Below are 16,906 nucleotides of genomic sequence, written 5' to 3' on the forward strand. Positions count from 1 at the left end.
CAAAAGATGGATTGGTTGCTGGACCTCACTCCCGACGAATGGAACGCGGTCCGGCTGTCGATCAAGGTGGCGACAGTGGCGATGGTCGCCAGCCTGCCGCCCGGCATATTGATCGCGCTTGTGCTTGCCCGTGGCCAATTCTGGGGCAAGACGCTGCTCAACGGGCTGGTGCATCTGCCGTTGATCCTGCCGCCGGTGGTTATCGGCTATCTGCTGCTGCTCTCCTTCGGCAGGCGCGGCCCGGTCGGGGCGTTTCTGGCCGAGCATTTCGGCATTGTCTTCTCCTTTCGCTGGACAGGTGCCGCATTGGCCTGCGCTGTCATGGGCTTTCCCCTGATGGTGCGGGCGATCCGGCTGTCGATCGAGGCGGTCGACCGCAGAATCGAGGCGGCGGCCGGGACGCTTGGCGCCAATCCGTTGTGGGTGTTCGCGACGATCACGCTGCCGCTGATCCTGCCCGGCCTGATTACCGGCGCGATCCTGTCTTTCGCCAAGGCGATGGGCGAATTCGGCGCAACGATCACTTTCGTTTCCAACATCCCCAACCAGACGCAGACGCTGCCGTCGGCGATCTACACGTTCACGCAGGTGCCGGGCGGCGATGCCGGCGCGCTCAGGCTGACGCTGATCTCGATCGTCATCTCGATGGCAGCACTTGTCGCATCGGAGGTGCTGGCGCGGCGCGTCGGCAGGCGGATGGATATCGAATGACGGTTGTGGTCGACATCAGCCATCGGCTTGGCGACTTCGAGGTCGACGCCCGCTTCGAGAGCGCCGGGCGGCTGACCGCGCTGTTCGGGCCCTCGGGCTCCGGCAAGACGACGCTGATCAACATGATTGCCGGCCTGATCCGGCCGGACAAGGGGCGGATCGAGGCCGACGGCCGCGTGCTGGTCGATACGGATGCGGGTCGGTTCGTGCCCAAGCACAAGCGCCGCATCGGCATGGTGTTCCAGGACGCGCGGCTGTTTCCGCATATGAGCGTGGCCAGCAATCTGCGCTACGGCCGCTGGTTCACGCCGACGGCCGAACGCTATGCGGACATCAATGCGGTGGTCGACCTTCTCGGCATCGGTGCTTTGCTGGACCGGCGGCCGGCAAAGCTTTCCGGCGGCGAGAAACAGCGCGTGGCGATCGGCCGGGCGCTGCTCGCCAGCCCGAAACTGTTGCTGATGGACGAGCCGCTGGCTTCGCTCGACGAGGCCCGCAAGGCAGAAATCCTGCCTTACATCGAGCGGCTGCGCGACGAGACGAAAATCCCGATCGTCTATGTCAGCCATTCGATTTCAGAGGTCGCGCGGCTGGCAAGCGACGTCGTCGTGCTGGCGCAAGGCAAAGTCGCTGCTTGCGGCCCGACCGGGGCGATCATGCAGCGGCTCGACCTGTTGCCGGCGGAGGAGCGCGGCGAGGGCGGCGCGGTGCTGGATACCGCGGTGCTGCGCCACGACGATGTCTTTGGCATGACCGTGCTCGGCTCGGTGGCGGGCGAGATCCGCGTGCCGCTTCTGGCAGTGCCGGTCGGTGCGCCGATGCGCATTCGCATCCGTGCCCGCGATGTGATGATCGCCACCGAACAGCCGACGGGTCTCAGCGCGCTCAACATCCTGCAGGGCACGATCGTGACGATGGCGCCGGGCGAGGGTCCCGCAGTCGAGATCGGCATCGACTGCCATGGCGCAACCGTGCTTGCCCGGATCACCGAGCAATCGCGACGGACGCTGAAACTCCGGCTTGGTCGAGAGGTCTACGCGGTGGTCAAGACGGTTAGCTTCGACCCGGCGAATATGAGCGCCGGCCTGCCAGTCGAGGCGGATGGATGACCCGAGGATGATTGTCGCTATATCATTTTGGAATAGCGGTATCGCCGGAGAGCTTCTAGGATGGATGGCGGGACTGCGGAGGAGCAAATGCCGTCGCTGAGCTTGCGGATAAACCTCGATCCAGAAGGGCGCATCGGGCCGGGCAAGATCGAGCTTCTGGAGCAGATCGCCGCCTTCGGCTCGATCTCGGCGGCGGCGCGGCGCATGGAAATGTCCTACAAACACGCCTGGGATCTGGTCGAGGACATGAACCGGGTGTTCGGCAAGCCGCTGGTCGCGGCGCAGACCGGTGGCAAAAAGGGCGGCGGCGCCCAGTTGACGCCGGCGGGACTTGCGGTGGTCAGCCGCTTTCGCGCCATCGAACGGGCTGCGGCTTCCGCGGCGGCGGCGCATCTGGAAGCATTACAGGCGGAGATCGATGCCGGCTGAGGTCGGTGGAACCTCTATCGGCGGAGCCTACTCCTCCGGCTCGCCGGGCTTGCGCAGCAGATAAGTGTCCATGATCCAGCCTTTTTTCCGACGCGCCTCGTCGCGGGTCCTGACGATCTCGTCGCCGACGTCGCCAAGGCGGCCGGAAATGAGGATCTCGTCGGGCATGCCGAGATAAGCGCCCCAATGGATCAGGAGGTCGTTGTCGTCCAGCGTGTTGAAGGCGCATTTGCCGTCCAGCATGACGACGGTGCTGCCGGCATTGTCGGGCAGGCCTTCCTCGGCGAGCCGGCGGCCGGTGGTGATCTGAACCGCATCGCCGATGCGGTTCAGCGCCATCTTGTGGCTGGCGGCGAGCGCCTGGACGGCAGTGATGCCGGGGATCACCTCGAGCTCGAACTCGACATTGCCTCTCATGCGCACCCGCTCCAGGATGCGCAGCGCGCTGTCGTAGAGCGAGGGATCGCCCCAGATCAGGAACGCACCGCAGCCATCTTGCGAAAGCTCGTCGCGGATCAGGCTTTCATAGATCGCGGCGATCGCCTCGTGCCAGTCATCGACGGTCGAGCGATAGGAGGGCGTTGGCTCGGCCCGCACCGGCACGTCGAATTCGACCCGGCGCGAGTCTGGATTGGTGACGAACCGGTCGCAGATCTGGCGGCGCAGTTCTGCGAGATCGTTCTTTCTGGCGCCCTTGTCGGGAATGAACAGCACGTCGGCGCGGTTCAGGCCGTCGACCGCCTGCACGGTCATGTGGTCGGGATTGCCGGCGCCGGTGCCGATGACGAGAAGCTTGCGCATGGGCGAACTCCTGCCCGATCGGAACGTCGCTGTCCAGACTGGCCCGGCAGGTCGGTATGGCATGTGGGCAAGCGCGGAAGGGCTTTGAAACTCCGCATTGAAACGGCTAGAGCGACGTGCGTCCACCTGGACGCACAAAGTACGCTCTAGCACCCTGAATTGGTCGCATCGTGCTTTCCGAAAATCGATTCCGATTTTCGGGCCGATGCGATAGAGTCATAGCGGCATCTCGCCCAGGGAGCTTCCATGTTCCGTTATGTCCTGACCGCCGCGCTGGCGCTTTCGGCCACGCCCGTGTTCGCCAATGATTCGATCGCCGAATTGGGGACGGGCGGCCTGATCCTGTCGCGCAGCGACGCGGTCGCCATGGAGAGCGAGGACCTCTACATCTCACCGGAAAAGGTGACGGTCGACTATGTCTTCCGCAACATCACCGACAAGGATGTCGACGCGATCGTCGCCTTTCCGATGCCTGACATCGAAGGCGATCCGAACGAGATGCCGGCAATTCCCGACGGCCAGAGCGACAATTTCCTCGGCTTCGAGGTGACGATCGACGGCGTGGCGGCAAAGCCGCAGCTCGAGCAGAAGGCATTTGCGCTCGGCATCGACATCAGTGCCGATCTCGAGTCGCAGAACGTGCCGTTCTACCCGTTCGGCGATGCGGCCAGGGCGGCATTGGCGAAGCTGCCGCAAGCGGTTGCCGACGACTGGGTCGACCGCGGCCTCATCATCGAGGACACCGCCGACGACGGGTCGGGCATGAGAACCGTCCATGTGCCGTTCTGGCAATTGCGCTCGACCTATTGGTGGCGCTCGACCTTTCCAGCCAACAAGGCAGTCCGCGTCGCCCATCGCTACAAGCCCAGCGTCGGCGGCACCTCTTCGGTCAGCTTCTTCTATGACGGCCAGTTCCAGGGCCAATACGCCGCCTACAAGACCCGTTACTGCATGGACGGCACGTTCGAGAATGCGATTCGCAAGGCGGCGAAGGGCAATCCCGACGGCACCCCGAGATATTTCGAAAACCGCATCGCCTATGTCCTGACCACTGGCGGCAACTGGGCGACTGGCTCGATCGGCAAGTTCAAGCTGACCGTCGACAAGGGCGATCCGAAGAACCTGGTCTCGTTCTGTGGCGAAAACGTCAGGAAAGTCGGGCCGACGCGTTTCGAGATGACGGCAGAGAATTTCTACCCTGAGCACGACATCGACATATTGCTGCTGGCACCTTCGGGCGGGAGCGGCGGCTGATGGACGTCGCGATCTATGTCGCCATCGCCGAAAACGGTGTGATCGGGCGCGATGGCGGTTTGCCGTGGCGGCTTTCTAGCGATCTCAAGCGGTTCAAGGCCGACACAATGGGCAAACCTGTCATCATGGGTCGCAAGACCTATGAAGGCATCGGCCGGCCTCTGCCTGGCAGGCTCAATATCGTGGTGACCCGCGACACGGCCTGGCGCGCCGAGGGCGTCGAAACCGTGCATTCGCTCGACGAGGCGATCCGCCTGGCCAAGGTGCGCGGGCGCTGCATGGCCGGCGCCGACGAAATCTGCGTCATCGGCGGCGGCGAGATCTATGCCCAGGCGCTGCCGCTGGCCGACCGCCTGCATGTCACCCATGTCCTTGCCGCGGTTGACGGCGACGCGCATTTCCCGCCGATCGACCCGGATTTGTGGCGCATCGGCCGCACGCAGGACGTTCCGGCCGGTGAAAAGGATAGTCATGCGACACGCTATTCGGTTTACGAGCGACGCCGCGACGTGCATTGAGAGACGGTAAAGGGTCGCGACGGTCCAAAACGGGCGGTGACGACGACCGATCGCGTTGAAAGCGCGCCGTCGCATCCCTATAGAAGAACAACACCGGATTTTGCGTCGTCAGGCCGGCGCATGAGGGAGCGAAAGGACATTTATGCCCTGGAATGACAAAAGCGGCGGAGGCGGCGGCCCATGGGGCGGCGGCAACAATCCAGGACCCTGGGGGCAGGGACCTAAGGGGCCTAGCGGTCCGCAGGGCTCGCCTCCCGATCTCGAAGACATCATCCGGCGCGGCCAGGACAGGTTGCGGCGTGCTTTGCCGGGTGGCGCTGGCGCCAGCCCAGCCGTGTTCGGATTGATCGCGGCGGCGCTTTTAGCGCTGTGGGCGTTCAAGGCGGTCTATACCGTGCAGCCCGACGAGGTTGCGGTCGAACTCAGATTCGGCGTGCCAAAGGCAGAGTTCTCCCAGCCCGGCCTGCATTTCCATTGGTGGCCCATCGAGACGGTCGAGACGGCCGTCATTGCCGAACAACTCGTCAACATCGGCGGCGGCACGGCCTCCGGCAACGGTTCAGGGCTGATGCTTTCGGGCGACCAGAACATCGTCAACGTCCAGTTCTCGGTGGCCTATCAGGTCTCCGATCCGAGGGCCTATCTGTTCGACGTGTCCGATCCCGACGGCATGCTGCGCCAGGTCGCCGAAAGCGCCATGCGCGAAGCGGTCGGTCGGCGGCCGGCGCAGGACATCTTCCGCGACGATCGCGAGGGCATTGCAGCGTCCGTGCGCGAAATCATCCAGACGACGCTGGACGGCTACAAGGCCGGCCTGAACGTCAACGCGATTTCGATCGAGGATGCCGCACCGCCGCGCGAAGTGGCCGACGCCTTTGACGAGGTGCAGCGCGCCGAACAGGACGAGGACAAGTTCGTCGAGCAGGCCAACCAGTATTCCAACCAGAAGCTCGGCCAGGCGCGCGGCGAGGCAGCACAGATCCGCGAGGAGGCGGCCGGCTACAAGAACCGGGTCGTGCAGGAGGCCGAAGGCGAGGCGCAGCGCTTCATCTCGGTCTATGACGAATACGCCAAGGCGCCGGATGTGACGCGCCAGCGGCTTTATCTGGAAACGATGGAGAGGGTTCTGAAGGATTCCAGCAAGGTCATTATCGAGCAAGGCAGCGGACCAGGGGTCGTTCCCTATCTGCCGCTGCCGGCATTGCAGCAGAAGGCGCCGGCGCCGGCGCCGGTGCTGGGAGGAAACCAGTGATGGCCAACCGTCTTCCCATCATCGCCGTCATCGCCGCGGTCGTCCTGTTCCTGCTCTATTCGTCGGTCTTCGTTGTCAATGCGCGCCAGCAGGCACTGGTGCTCAGGTTCGGCGAGATCGTCGACGTCAAGAGCCAGCCGGGCATCTATTTCAAGGCGCCGTTCGCCTTCTTCGATGCCGACAGCGTGCAGTTGATCGAAAACAGGGTGCTGCGCTTCGACCTCGACAACATCCGCGTCCAGGTTTCGGGTGGCAAGTTTTATGAGGTCGACGCCTTCATCGCCTATCGGATCTCGGATCCGCGCGTGTTTCGCTCCGCGGTGTCCGGCCAGATCGAGCTGGCCGAGGCACGCTTGAGGACGCGTCTCGACGCCGCCTTGCGCCGTGTCTACGGTCTGCGCGACTTCGAGGCGGCGCTCTCGGAAGAGCGAGCCGTGATGATGCGCGAAGTGCGCGATCAGCTGAGGCCCGACGCCACGTCGCTCGGCCTGCAGATCGAGGATGTCCGCATTCGCCGGACCGATTTGACGGCGGAAGTCTCGCAACAGACATATGACCGCATGAAGGCTGAGCGTCTGGCCGAAGCCGAGCGGCTGCGGGCGCGCGGCAACGAGGCGGCGCAGCGCATCAGGGCGCGCGCCGACCGCGAAGTGGTGGAGATCGTCGCCGAGGCACGGAGAGAGTCTGAAATCCTGCGCGGTGAAGGTGAAGCTCAACGCAGCGCCACCTTCGCGAACGCCTACCAGCGCGATCCAGCCTTCTTCGACTTTTACCGGTCGATGAATGCCTACGGCACGGCGCTGAACAGTACCGGGACGACGATGGTGCTGTCGCCGAATTCGGACTTCTTCCGCTTCTTCCGCAATCCCGCCGGCGCGGACACGCCGGCAGCGCCGGCTGCACCGGCAGCGCCTGGGCCAGCAGCTGGGCCCCGTGCACCCGCTGCACCGACAGCGCAGCCAGGCACCGGCCAGTAACGGCCGGTGCAGGACTTTCTGGCGGCAATAGGCCTGGTTCTCGCGCATGACCCCGAAAATCGGAATCGATTTTCGGAAAGGATCATGCGCCAAATCAAAGTGCTACAGCGTCCTTTGCGCGTCCAAAAAGACGCGCGGCGCTGTAGTGTCGAGGGCCTGGTCTTTGGCGGCTTTCCCGGTCTCGCCAAGAAATTTGCCGGCGAAGTTCTGTCGATGCCGGAAAATGCGCTGCGGGTCGCCGGGCTGATTGCAATCGCCGTTGGTGTCGGCCTGGTCTGGCTGGTGCGTGGTGGATGACGATGATTTCGGGATAACGGAGGATTTATCCTCTGCCGATAGCCATAGCCGCAAACGTGCCGTATTTCTTGCCAACATGGCTCGACGCAGCGTTTTCGGCGAGCGCTTTTCTTCTCAGAGACACCGGGAGACTTCTCGATGACATCCAACAGCTTTTTGCGCGCGGCGAGGCGGACATTCACCGCGGGTGCTGCAGCACTTCTTATCGGCGTCGCTACCGTCCCGTCGCTGGTGACGCCCGCGGCCGCCGACGACGGCCCGGCTTCGGTCGCCGATCTGGCGCAGGGCCTGCTCGGCGCCGTGGTCAATATATCGACCTCGCAGAGGGTGAAGGGCACGGAAGGCCCGGGCGCGGTGCCGATGCCGCAGCTTCCAGAGGGCTCGCCCTTCCAGGACTTCTTCGACGATTTCTTCAAGAACCGTCCCGGCGAACAGGGCAACCCCTCGCAAAAGGTGCAGTCGCTGGGCTCAGGCTTCGTGGTCGACGCCGAGCAGGGCATCGTGGTGACGAATAACCACGTGATCGCCGATGCCGACGACATCGAGGTGAATTTCTCCGACGGCGTGACGCTGAAGGCGACGCTGGTCGGCACCGACACCAAGACCGACGTGGCGGTGCTGAAGGTCGATCCGAAAGGGCACAAGCTGACGGCGGTGAAATTCGGCGATTCCAGCAAGATGCGCGTCGGTGACTGGGTGATGGCGATCGGCAATCCGTTCGGCCTCGGCGGCACCGTGACGGTCGGCATCGTCTCGGCCCGCAACCGCGACATCAATTCCGGCCCCTATGACGATTTCATCCAGACTGATGCCGCGATCAACCGCGGCAATTCCGGCGGGCCGCTGTTCAACAGCGCCGGCGAGGTGATCGGCATCAACACGGCGATCATCTCGCCGTCCGGCGGCTCGATCGGCATCGGCTTTTCCATTCCCTCGCAGCTGGCGTTGGGCGTCGTCGACCAGCTCCGCCAGTTCGGCGAGACGCGGCGCGGCTGGCTCGGTGTGCGCATCCAGCCGGTGACGGACGACATTGCCGAGAGCCTCGGCATGGCGACCGCCAAGGGCGCACTGGTCGCCGGCGTCATCAAGGGCGGGCCTGTCGACAACGGCACCATCCTGGCGGGCGACGTCATCATCAAGTTCGACGGCAGGGACGTCAATGAAATGCGCGACCTGCCGCGCGTCGTCGCCGAGAGCACGGTCGGCAAGGCTGTCGACGTGGTCATCGTGCGCAAGGGCGTCGAGCAGACCGTGAAGGTGACGCTTGGCCGGCTCGAAGATGGCGAAAAGCTTGCCAGCGGCGAGAACGGCAATACCGACAAGGACACTGGCGACGAGGCGCCTGCCGTCCCGACGGCGTCCGTGCTCGGCATGACCGTTGGCGACCTCAACGACGAGACGCGGACGAAATTCGGCATTGCCGCCGAAGTCTCCGGCGTGGTCATCACTGAAGTCGCCAAGGATTCGGCCGCTGCCGAACGCGGCATTCAGGCCGGCGAGGTGATCACCGAGATCGCGCAGGAATCGGTCGCCACGCCCAAGGATGTCATGGACCGGATTGCTGCGTTGAAGGAGCAGGGACGCAAGAATGCGCTGCTGATGCTGGCGTCGAAGAGCGGCGAATTGCGGTTTGTGACGATCCGGATGGACTGAGTCCCGGAGGCGCGTGCTGATGGTGTGTCGCTGAACCAGTGGATCGCGTCGGCGGTGGCGCAAAAGGTTGGAGCCATGAAGACAGCGGCCGATTTCCTGCGCCGACGGGCTGGTAATGCATCGGGCGACGATTTCGCGAAAGTGCTCGATCGGGTCGGCGTCAAACCGCCGCAACCCGGCGACGAGCTTCCGTTTGAAAAGCGCTGATCAGGGCCGGCGCTGATCAGCGCCGATTTGCTCGCCAATCCGTGGCTGTCAGCCTGTAGAACACATGCCGCTTGAGCCTGGCGTGGCTGTCCGGAATGCCGGGGTGGTCGAAATCCCTGGCCGGGTCGGCGGTCATGCCCAGGCGTTCCATGACGGCGGTGGACCGGCTGTTATCCCTGACGGCGAAAGAAACGATTTCCTCGAGGCCAAGCGTTTCGAAGCCATAGGCGAGCCAGGCTTCGGCTGCCTCGGTGACATAGCCATGGCCCCAGAATTCGGGCGCCAGCCGCCAGCCGATCTCGACGGTGCCGGCCGGCAGGAACGGCAAATGATCGGTGTCGAGGAGGCCGACGAAGCCGATGCATTGGCGCGTTTCAACTATCTCGGCGGCAGCGAAACCGTAGCCATCCTCGGCAATCCAGGCGCGGAACTCGTCCATCTTGGCGTCGGCCTGCGCGCGGTCGCGGCGAAACGGAAAGAACTCCATGACGCGCTCGTCGGAGTTGATGCGGTAGAAGAGGTCGCGGTCGCGATCCTCCCAGTTGCGCAGGATCAGGCGCTCGGTGCGGATTGGCGTCACTCCACAAACTCCTCCCGCCGGTAGCCCTGCAGATAGAGAAGCGCGGTCAGGTCGCCATGGTCGATGCGGAATTTTGCCTCCGCCGCCACGACCTGCTTGGCATGAAGCGCCACACCGGTGCCGGCAAGGCGGATCATGTCGAGGTCGTTGGCGCCATCGCCGACAGCAATGGCGTCGGCGGTCGTCAGCCCGAGGCGCGCCGAAATCTCGAGCAGCGCATCGGCCTTGGCGGCGCGCCCCAGGATCGGCTCGGCGACCAGCCCGGTGAAGCGGCCATCCTGCTCGATCAGGCGGTTGGCGCGATTCTCCTGAAAGCCGAGCATGCCGCCGATGCGTGAGGTGAAGACGTTGAAGCCACCCGACACGAGTGCAGTCCAAGCGCCGTTGGCCCGCATGGTCTGGACAAGCGCGCGGCCACCGGAAGCCAGCGTCAGGCGATTGGCGATGATGCGGTCGACCACGGCAGTGTCGAGGCCTTTCAGCAGCGCCACCCGCTCGCGCAAGGCCGGCTCGAAAGCGATCTCGCCATTCATCGATCGCGCCGTGATGGCGGCGACGTAATCCTTGACGCCGATCTCGTCGGCGAGTTCGTCGATGCACTCCTGGTCGATGACAGTCGAATCCATATCGGCGATAAGGATTTTCTTTCGCCTGCCCTCGGGCCGCTGAACGATCACGTCAACCGGTTCGGGTGCAAGCACGGCGCGCAGGCTGGCGGTCGTTTCAGCGGCTTCGGCCGTCTCGGGCAGGGCGATTTCACAAGCGATGCCTTCGGCCAGCCAGCGAACAGTGCTTGCGCCGACCGACCGCGACGCCATATTCGCAAGCGCCGGCGACAATGCGCGACCGGCGGGATGGGATACAAGCGTGGCGATCAGCGGCATAAAAAATTCCGGCGGGCAGGCGGGCGAGGGCCGCGTTAAGAACGCGATCCTGATAGCCGGGCCGACCGCCAGCGGCAAGTCCGCCCTTGCGCTCGCCCTCGCCGAGCGCAACGGCGGCGTCATCGTCAACACCGATTCGATGCAGGTCTATTCGGTGCTCGACGTGCTGACGGCGCGGCCGACTGCTGCCGAACTCGCTCGCGTCCCGCATTTCCTCTACGGACATGTCCATCCCTCCACCGTCTATTCCACTGGCGCCTGGCTGCGCGACGTGATGAATCTCATCGACGACGGCGCGTTCGTCGAACGTCCGGTCGGCACGTTCTTCGAACGGCCGGTGATTTTCGTCGGCGGCACCGGGCTTTATTTCCGAGCGCTTGCGGAGGGCATTTCGGAAATGCCCGACATTCCGCAGTCGATCCGTGATCGCTGGCGCTCCGAACTCCAGGAGCAGGGCGCAGCCAAGCTGCACCGTATCCTGCTGCGCAGGGATTCTGCAGCCGGCATGATGCTGAAGCCGACCGACGGCCAGCGCATCGTGCGGGCGCTGGAGGTGCTCGACGCATCGGGCCGTTCCATCCTGGAATGGCAGGCGGCGCGCGGCCGTCCACTGATCGACAGAGCCAGCACGCGCTTCCTTGTGATCGAGCCGGACCGAGCGGAGCTGGTGGAGCGGATCGAGGCGCGGTTCGACCGCATGCTGGAGAAGGGCGCCCTCGACGAGGTCAGGCAGATCACCGACCTTGGCCTCGATCCCGACTTGCCGGCGATGAAAGCCATCGGCGTTCGCGAACTCCAGGCCGCAATGGCCGGCGAGCTGAGTTTTCCCGAAGCGATCGAGCGCGCGAAGATCGCGACGCGACAGTATGCCAAGCGCCAGACGACCTGGTTCAGGCATCAGTTGGGTCCGGAATGGCTGAGATTGCGCCTTGGTGATCGTGTGGTATCCACGATCTTGGACGCCTTTTCGAGTGCAACCTGAAAAGTTGACTTTAAGGGAAGACCTCCCGTTGAAGTTGTCCTAGTTAACCCTCCGTAAGGCCGTCGATGCCATAACGTCTTTGGGGTTTTGCAACGGGGAGCAGATGCGTTTTCACAAGGCGGAATCAGCCTTTTTCGTCTTCATCTTCGTGATCCTGGCCGCCGGCCTGGTGACGCTTCACGCCTATGGGCTTCTGCAGGCGCTCGCGGCGGAGATCACTACCCCTGCCGCGATTGAGAAGACCACTTATCTCAACAAGCTGTTGTTTGGGACCGGCGTCCTTTTGGCGACTGCCCTGTTCTTCGGCATTTTCTTCATCTACCCGCTGATCCGCAAGCAGGCGACGGAAGAAGGCAAGCTGCGCGCCATGACGGTTTCGCTCAGCGCCCGTTCGGAAACGCTGGAGCATGCGGCGCTGACCGACGGCCTGACCGGCATGCAGAACCGGCGTTATTTCGACGATGCACTGAAGGAATATCTCGAGGAATTCCGTCGCATCGACAAGCCGGTCGGGCTGATGATCCTTGATCTCGACCATTTCAAGCAGGTCAACGACACCCACGGCCATGATGTCGGTGACCAGGTGTTGCGGGCGGTCGCCAGTTGTCTCAAGGACATGACGCGTTATCACGACGTGGCAGCGCGCCTGGGTGGCGAGGAGTTCGCGGTGGTCACGCCCAACATGGACGCCGAACTTCTGTCCAGGTTCGCCGAGCGCATCCGCAAGGCGATCGCCAACATGTCGATACTGTCGGGCAATGTCCGGCTGAAGATCACCACCAGCGTCGGCCTTGCGATCTGGGATCGCAAGGAAACCGCCGAAGAGTTCTATCGGCGCGCCGACCGCCAGCTCTACGAGGCCAAGAGGCAAGGCCGCAACCGCGTCTGCGCCTGAAATCCCGGAGAAGAATTCATGAGGCCGGCCGACTGACGCAGCTTTCTCGACTTCCGGTGCTCATGGACTCAAATGTCCACTCCGCGCCGGGTTCTCGAAAGCCACGTCATTCGATCCGGCCTGATGAATTCCCTTCCGGGATTTGCGCTGGTTTCCTAGGGTGACATAGTTTTAACTTTGGAAGCGCCTTAGCCTCACAGGCTAAAGCCGCCCGGCTCAATCGTTCTGCGAGCGCAGGCCGAAGGTTGCGGGTTTCAGGCCATAACGCATGTCGAAATCGTCGTCCGGCTGGGCGCGTGCGACCGTCGGGGCGGGCGGCTTGCGGTAGTCGGGATCGCCGGCCTGCCGGCTCGAATCGACGACTTCGGCGAAGGCCATCGCCTGCTGCGGTTTTGGAACGTTGCGAAGCCTTTCGACGATCGCCACCAGATCGACATCATGGCCAAGCTCGGACGGCAAGGCTTCCTCGCGCTTGGCTGTGCCCGGGATCAGGCCATCGGACAGTTTTTCGAATTTCATTCGCATGGTCGTCGCCACGCCTTCACCAAAGGCGATGGCTTCGCGCTGGCCCATCGAAGACAGGAATGCCAGTGTCGAGGCCGAGGAATCGGCGATCGCCGAGCGGATGATCGCCTGGTCCTGCTCGTTGGCGAGCCGCATCGCAAAAAAGGTCGAGCACTGCGACAGGATGGTGGGGTCGAGTTCGCCCGGGCGCTGTGTGACGATGCCGAGATAACAACCATATTTGCGGCCTTCCTTGGCGATGCGCGACAGCGCGTGCCGGGTCGGCGCGAAACCAAGGCGCGGATCGGCCGGCATGTAGCGGTGCGCTTCCTCGCACAGCAAAAGCAGCCGCAGCCGGCCTTCGCTCCACAGCGCCAGGTCGAAGGCCAGACGCGCCAGCACCGAGCAGACGGAATTGACCACTTCCGAAGGCATGCCTGCCATCTCGAAGCAGGTCACCGGGCGCCCGTGATGCGGCACACGGAAGATGTTGCCGATCGTCTCGTGGATGGTGTCCTCGATCAGCCGCGAGTTGAACATGAAGCGGTAGCGCGGATCGGAGGCTGCCGATTCGATGCGCGTCTTCAGCGATTTGAGGGTGGGGCGGTCGTTCTTGCTTTCCAGCAGTCCCATGCGCTCGTCGATCTGCTTGATGAGATCGACAATGCGATAGGGCACCGGCGTGTCCGCGGTCAGCGCATCGCTGCCGCGCCTGAGATACGTGCCCGAATTCGGGTTGCGATAAAGGTTTTTGGCCGCGGGAATAAGATCGCGCAAGGCGTCCACCTCTTCCGGCACGATCTCTCGACCGCGAAACAGCACTTCGGCAAACTCCTCGAGCTTGAACATCCAGAAGGGCAGGTCCAGCGTCGCCGAATCGACCCTGACGCAGTGCTCTGGCAAGGACGCGGCGAACTCGTTGTGCGGATCGAGGATGAGAACGCGCAGGTCGGGTCGAGCGGCGATCGACTTGCGCAAAAGCAGCGAGACGGCGGTGGATTTGCCGACGCCGGTGGTGCCGACAATGGCGAAATGGCGCGCCAGCGTGTCGTCGATAGCGATGTTGGCGTCGATCTCCTCATCCTGTGACAGCGTGCCGATGGTGATCGAGTGACGCCCGGCCAGGTCATAGACCGCCTGCAGGTCGCGGCTGCGGATGCGGTGGGCAATGGCGCCGATATGCGGATAGGTGGTGATGCCGCGGTCGAAAACCGGTTTGGCGCCGGGCTCGGCGCCGTCGCGCACCTCGCCGATGAGCTCGATACTGACCTCGATCGGGTTCTGGCCCTCATCGTGCCAGGCGCGATCCGACTTGCCGACCGCGTAGACCAGCCCGACGGTTCGCGTGTTGCCAAGGTTGATGGAGATCATCTTGCCGACGCTCCAATGGCCGGTGACCGTGCCTAGGATATCGGCGGCATGGGCGCTGATGGTGGCGCGCGCGCCGTCGCACTGGACGACATTGCCCAGAACGCGCTTGTCGCTCTGCTCCGCCTTGCGGCGCTCCTGCAATGTCGGCTCTCCAACGGAGGCGTCGCGGTCGACGAACATGGACAGGCTGTTCCCCATTTCCCTCTTCCATTTTCCCCAAGGCGATCGACCTTACGCCGACGCGGTTAAGGGGGGGTGAGGTCGGATGGTGTAAGGACGATTAAGCCGGTCGCGAAAATTGAACCGACCGGCGCCGAGTCCCGGCGACAGCCTCGATCGTCTACCCTGTGTGATGGACCTGCTGCAGCCCGTAGACCGGCGTCGCGATGCCCTCGTGCCGCGCTTTCAACTGCAGCGACAGGAACTGCGAATAGTGGCGTGACTGGTGCAGATTGCCGCCGTGGAACCAGAGCGCTTCCTGTTGCGTCGGCTTCCACATGTTGCGCTGCTCGCCCTCCCAGGGACCGGGATCCTTGGTGGTGTTCGAGCCGAGCCCCCAGCATTTCCCGACTTTGTCGGCGACCTCTTTCGAGATCAGCTCTGCCGCCCAGCCGTTCATCGAACCGTAGCCGGTGGCATAGACGACGACATCGGCCGGCAGCTCGGTGCCGTCGCTGAGCAGGACCGAATGTTCCTTGATCTCGGTCACGTCGACGCCGCTCTTCAGCTTGATGGCGCCGTCGATGATCAGCTGGGAGGCGCCGATATCGATATAGTAGCCGGAACCGCGCCTGAGATATTTCATGAACAGGCCCGAACCGTCGTCGCCCCAGTCGAGCATGAAGCCAGCTCTTTCCAGGCCCTCGTAGAAGGCGGCATCACGCTCCTTCATCTTCTCGTAGAGCGGGATCTGGAATTCGTGCAGGATCTTGTAGGGCAGCGAGGCGAAGATGAGATCGGCCTTGGCCGTGGTCATGCCGTTTTGCACGGCCTGCTCCGAATAGAGGGCTCCGAGCCCGATATCCATCAGCGTGTCGGATCTGACGATGTGCGTGGTCGATCGCTGCACCATGGTGACGTCGACGCCAGCTTCCCAAAGTGCGGCGCAGATATCATGCGCGGAATTGTTCGACCCGATGACGACGACTTTCTTGCCAACGCAGCTGTCTGGACCGGGATGTTTCGAGGAATGGTGCTGATCGCCCTTGAATTTCTCCATGCCTTTGAACTGCGGGATGTTGGGTCGGCCCGACATGCCGGTGGCCAGCACCAGCTGCTTCGGCTTCAGCGTGATGTCCTTGCCGTGGCGATGGACGACGACCGTCCATTCCTTCTTCTGATCGTCATAGGTGGCGCCCTTGGCCTCAGTGGAGGACCAATAGTTCAGCTCCATGACCTTGGTGTACATTTCCAGCCAGTCCCCGATCTTGTCCTTGGGCGAGAAGACCGGCCAGTTCCGAGGAAAGTCGATATAGGGCAGATGGTCGTACCAGACCGGATCGTGCAGGCAGAGCGACTTGTAACGCTTGCGCCATGAATCGCCGGCACGCTCGTTCTTCTCGACGATGATGGTCGGCACGCCGAGCTGCCTCAACCGGGCACCGAGCGCGATGCCGCCCTGGCCGCCGCCGATGATCAGCGTGTTGGGTTGATTGACAAAGCCGAGTTCGGTCGCCTCCTTCTCGCGCTCCTCCTTCCAGGTCGGCCGGTTTTTGCCGTGACCGTGCTTGGCACCCATCGGCCGGGCGAAGCCGGCGGGTTCCTCATGGCCCTTCAGCTCGACCATGGTGGTGAGCAGTGTCCAGATCTTGCCGTTCTTCAGCCGGATATGGCCGAAGCCGCGCGCAACCTCCGTTTCGAAACTGATCCAGCCTTCGAGCAGCCCGTCGCTCTCCGTGGCGTCTTCGCCTTTCGCAAGCGCCCAGTTCGATGGCTTTATCGTCGCAAACTGGCTCATCAGCATATTGCGCACCTGGTCGCGACCTTCCATGGTCTTGATGTTCCAGGTGAAGGTCACCAGGTCGCGCCAGTAGCAGTCTTCCTGAAAGCACCCGACCGCTCCGTCGATGTCGCCGGCGGCGAGCGCTGCGCTGAATTGGTCGAGCACGTCGGATAGTTTCTTGGCTGGGGCCTTGTCGAGCATCGAATTTCCTCCCGTGAGTGCTGGTCGTCATCGCGGCGTGCCGGACCCTCCCAGGCCGGTCGACCGGAGTATCGCGGCAAACTGTGCGCCGCGTCACGTCGTCAAATAGTTTGGCGCGGTTTCAATGGCTTATCGGGATGATCGCGGACACTGATCCTGCCGGTGATCATGCGGAACGGTGGTTCAACGCGATGGGTGGCAACCGGGCTGCCTGGCCCGAACCGTCTGGCGTCTTTCATATTCGCCGTTGACAGCGGCGCAAAACCAATTCTATTGTCCGCCACCATGAAAACGGCACTCATTCTCGTAGTAGGAAAGCGTGTGGGCAAGGCGGTGTAA

General features: G+C 63.4%; 17 protein-coding genes. 12 read left to right on the plus strand and 5 right to left on the minus strand.

Annotated features, from left to right (window positions below):
* Positions 1 to 6 precede the first annotated feature (6 nt).
* The 3 genes from modB to AC0L2A_RS28895 all read left to right on the plus strand — a co-directional run bounded on the left by modB (position 7) and on the right by AC0L2A_RS28895 (position 2,249).
* On the plus strand, positions 7 to 711 hold the full coding sequence (gene modB / locus AC0L2A_RS28885) for a molybdate ABC transporter permease subunit (RefSeq protein WP_091594220.1): 705 nt from the start codon (positions 7 to 9) through the stop codon (positions 709 to 711).
* The gene (modC, locus tag AC0L2A_RS28890; protein WP_473611686.1) at positions 708 to 1,820 is read left to right on the plus strand and encodes a molybdenum ABC transporter ATP-binding protein; all 1,113 of its coding nucleotides are present in this window, start codon (positions 708 to 710) and stop codon (positions 1,818 to 1,820) included. The genes modB and modC overlap by 4 nt, the downstream gene beginning before the upstream one ends.
* 87 nt (positions 1,821 to 1,907) lie before the next feature.
* A complete protein-coding gene (locus tag AC0L2A_RS28895; protein ID WP_473611687.1) occupies positions 1,908 to 2,249 on the plus strand; it encodes a winged helix-turn-helix domain-containing protein in 342 nt (113 codons plus the stop codon).
* 27 nt (positions 2,250 to 2,276) lie between these two features.
* Here AC0L2A_RS28895 and cobF read toward each other — a convergent pair whose 3' ends face one another.
* Complete coding sequence (gene cobF / locus AC0L2A_RS28900) at positions 2,277 to 3,050, minus strand: precorrin-6A synthase (deacetylating) (RefSeq protein ID WP_473611689.1); 774 nt, start codon at positions 3,048 to 3,050, stop codon at positions 2,277 to 2,279.
* Between the two features lie 246 nt (positions 3,051 to 3,296).
* Between cobF and AC0L2A_RS28905 the strand changes: the two genes are divergently transcribed.
* The 7 genes from AC0L2A_RS28905 to AC0L2A_RS28935 all read left to right on the plus strand — a co-directional run bounded on the left by AC0L2A_RS28905 (position 3,297) and on the right by AC0L2A_RS28935 (position 9,208).
* The gene (locus AC0L2A_RS28905; RefSeq protein WP_473611690.1) at positions 3,297 to 4,304 is read left to right on the plus strand and encodes a DUF4424 domain-containing protein; all 1,008 of its coding nucleotides are present in this window, start codon (positions 3,297 to 3,299) and stop codon (positions 4,302 to 4,304) included.
* Positions 4,304 to 4,822, plus strand: coding sequence for a dihydrofolate reductase (locus AC0L2A_RS28910; protein WP_473611691.1), 519 nt, complete (start codon positions 4,304 to 4,306; stop codon positions 4,820 to 4,822). The genes AC0L2A_RS28905 and AC0L2A_RS28910 overlap by 1 nt, the downstream gene beginning before the upstream one ends.
* Before the next feature lie 142 nt (positions 4,823 to 4,964).
* Positions 4,965 to 6,074: an FtsH protease activity modulator HflK gene (gene hflK, locus AC0L2A_RS28915; protein ID WP_091594230.1), complete on the plus strand. Its 1,110-nt coding sequence runs from the start codon at positions 4,965 to 4,967 to the stop codon at positions 6,072 to 6,074.
* Positions 6,074 to 7,051, plus strand: coding sequence for a protease modulator HflC (gene hflC, locus AC0L2A_RS28920; protein WP_128167091.1), 978 nt, complete (start codon positions 6,074 to 6,076; stop codon positions 7,049 to 7,051). The genes hflK and hflC overlap by 1 nt, the downstream gene beginning before the upstream one ends.
* A gap of 84 nt (positions 7,052 to 7,135) precedes the next feature.
* On the plus strand, positions 7,136 to 7,348 hold the full coding sequence (locus tag AC0L2A_RS28925; RefSeq protein ID WP_473611692.1) for a DUF2065 domain-containing protein: 213 nt from the start codon (positions 7,136 to 7,138) through the stop codon (positions 7,346 to 7,348).
* A gap of 138 nt (positions 7,349 to 7,486) precedes the next feature.
* Positions 7,487 to 9,001, plus strand: coding sequence for a DegQ family serine endoprotease (locus AC0L2A_RS28930; protein ID WP_128167087.1), 1,515 nt, complete (start codon positions 7,487 to 7,489; stop codon positions 8,999 to 9,001).
* Positions 9,002 to 9,025: 24 nt separating this feature from the next.
* Positions 9,026 to 9,208 (plus strand): toxin-antitoxin system HicB family antitoxin, encoded by a 183-nt coding sequence (locus AC0L2A_RS28935; protein WP_236386158.1) that lies wholly within the window; start codon positions 9,026 to 9,028, stop codon positions 9,206 to 9,208.
* Positions 9,209 to 9,224: 16 nt separating this feature from the next.
* Here AC0L2A_RS28935 and AC0L2A_RS28940 read toward each other — a convergent pair whose 3' ends face one another.
* The gene (locus AC0L2A_RS28940; RefSeq protein WP_128167085.1) at positions 9,225 to 9,788 is read right to left on the minus strand and encodes a GNAT family N-acetyltransferase; all 564 of its coding nucleotides are present in this window, start codon (positions 9,786 to 9,788) and stop codon (positions 9,225 to 9,227) included.
* Positions 9,785 to 10,672 carry a phosphoserine phosphatase SerB gene (serB, locus tag AC0L2A_RS28945; protein ID WP_128167083.1) on the minus strand — a complete coding sequence of 296 codons (888 nt, stop codon included), beginning with the start codon at positions 10,670 to 10,672 and terminating at the stop codon, positions 9,785 to 9,787. Before serB ends, AC0L2A_RS28940 begins: the two co-directional genes overlap by 4 nt.
* On the opposite strand from serB, the gene miaA reads away from it, so the two are divergent.
* Both miaA and AC0L2A_RS28955 read left to right on the plus strand, forming a co-directional pair.
* Positions 10,662 to 11,654: a tRNA (adenosine(37)-N6)-dimethylallyltransferase MiaA gene (gene miaA / locus AC0L2A_RS28950; protein WP_473611705.1), complete on the plus strand. Its 993-nt coding sequence runs from the start codon at positions 10,662 to 10,664 to the stop codon at positions 11,652 to 11,654. The two genes, serB and miaA, sit on opposite strands and share 11 nt — an antisense overlap.
* A gap of 103 nt (positions 11,655 to 11,757) precedes the next feature.
* On the plus strand, positions 11,758 to 12,549 hold the full coding sequence (locus tag AC0L2A_RS28955) for a GGDEF domain-containing protein (RefSeq protein WP_287219123.1): 792 nt from the start codon (positions 11,758 to 11,760) through the stop codon (positions 12,547 to 12,549).
* A gap of 216 nt (positions 12,550 to 12,765) precedes the next feature.
* Here the strand turns inward: AC0L2A_RS28955 and AC0L2A_RS28960 are convergent, their stop codons facing one another.
* Positions 12,766 to 14,604 carry an ATP-binding protein gene (locus tag AC0L2A_RS28960; RefSeq protein WP_236377169.1) on the minus strand — a complete coding sequence of 613 codons (1,839 nt, stop codon included), beginning with the start codon at positions 14,602 to 14,604 and terminating at the stop codon, positions 12,766 to 12,768.
* A gap of 160 nt (positions 14,605 to 14,764) precedes the next feature.
* The gene (locus AC0L2A_RS28965; RefSeq protein ID WP_473611694.1) at positions 14,765 to 16,567 is read right to left on the minus strand and encodes an NAD(P)-binding domain-containing protein; all 1,803 of its coding nucleotides are present in this window, start codon (positions 16,565 to 16,567) and stop codon (positions 14,765 to 14,767) included.
* Positions 16,568 to 16,906 lie beyond the last annotated feature (339 nt).

Source organism: Mesorhizobium sp. WSM4844, assembly GCF_055811775.1.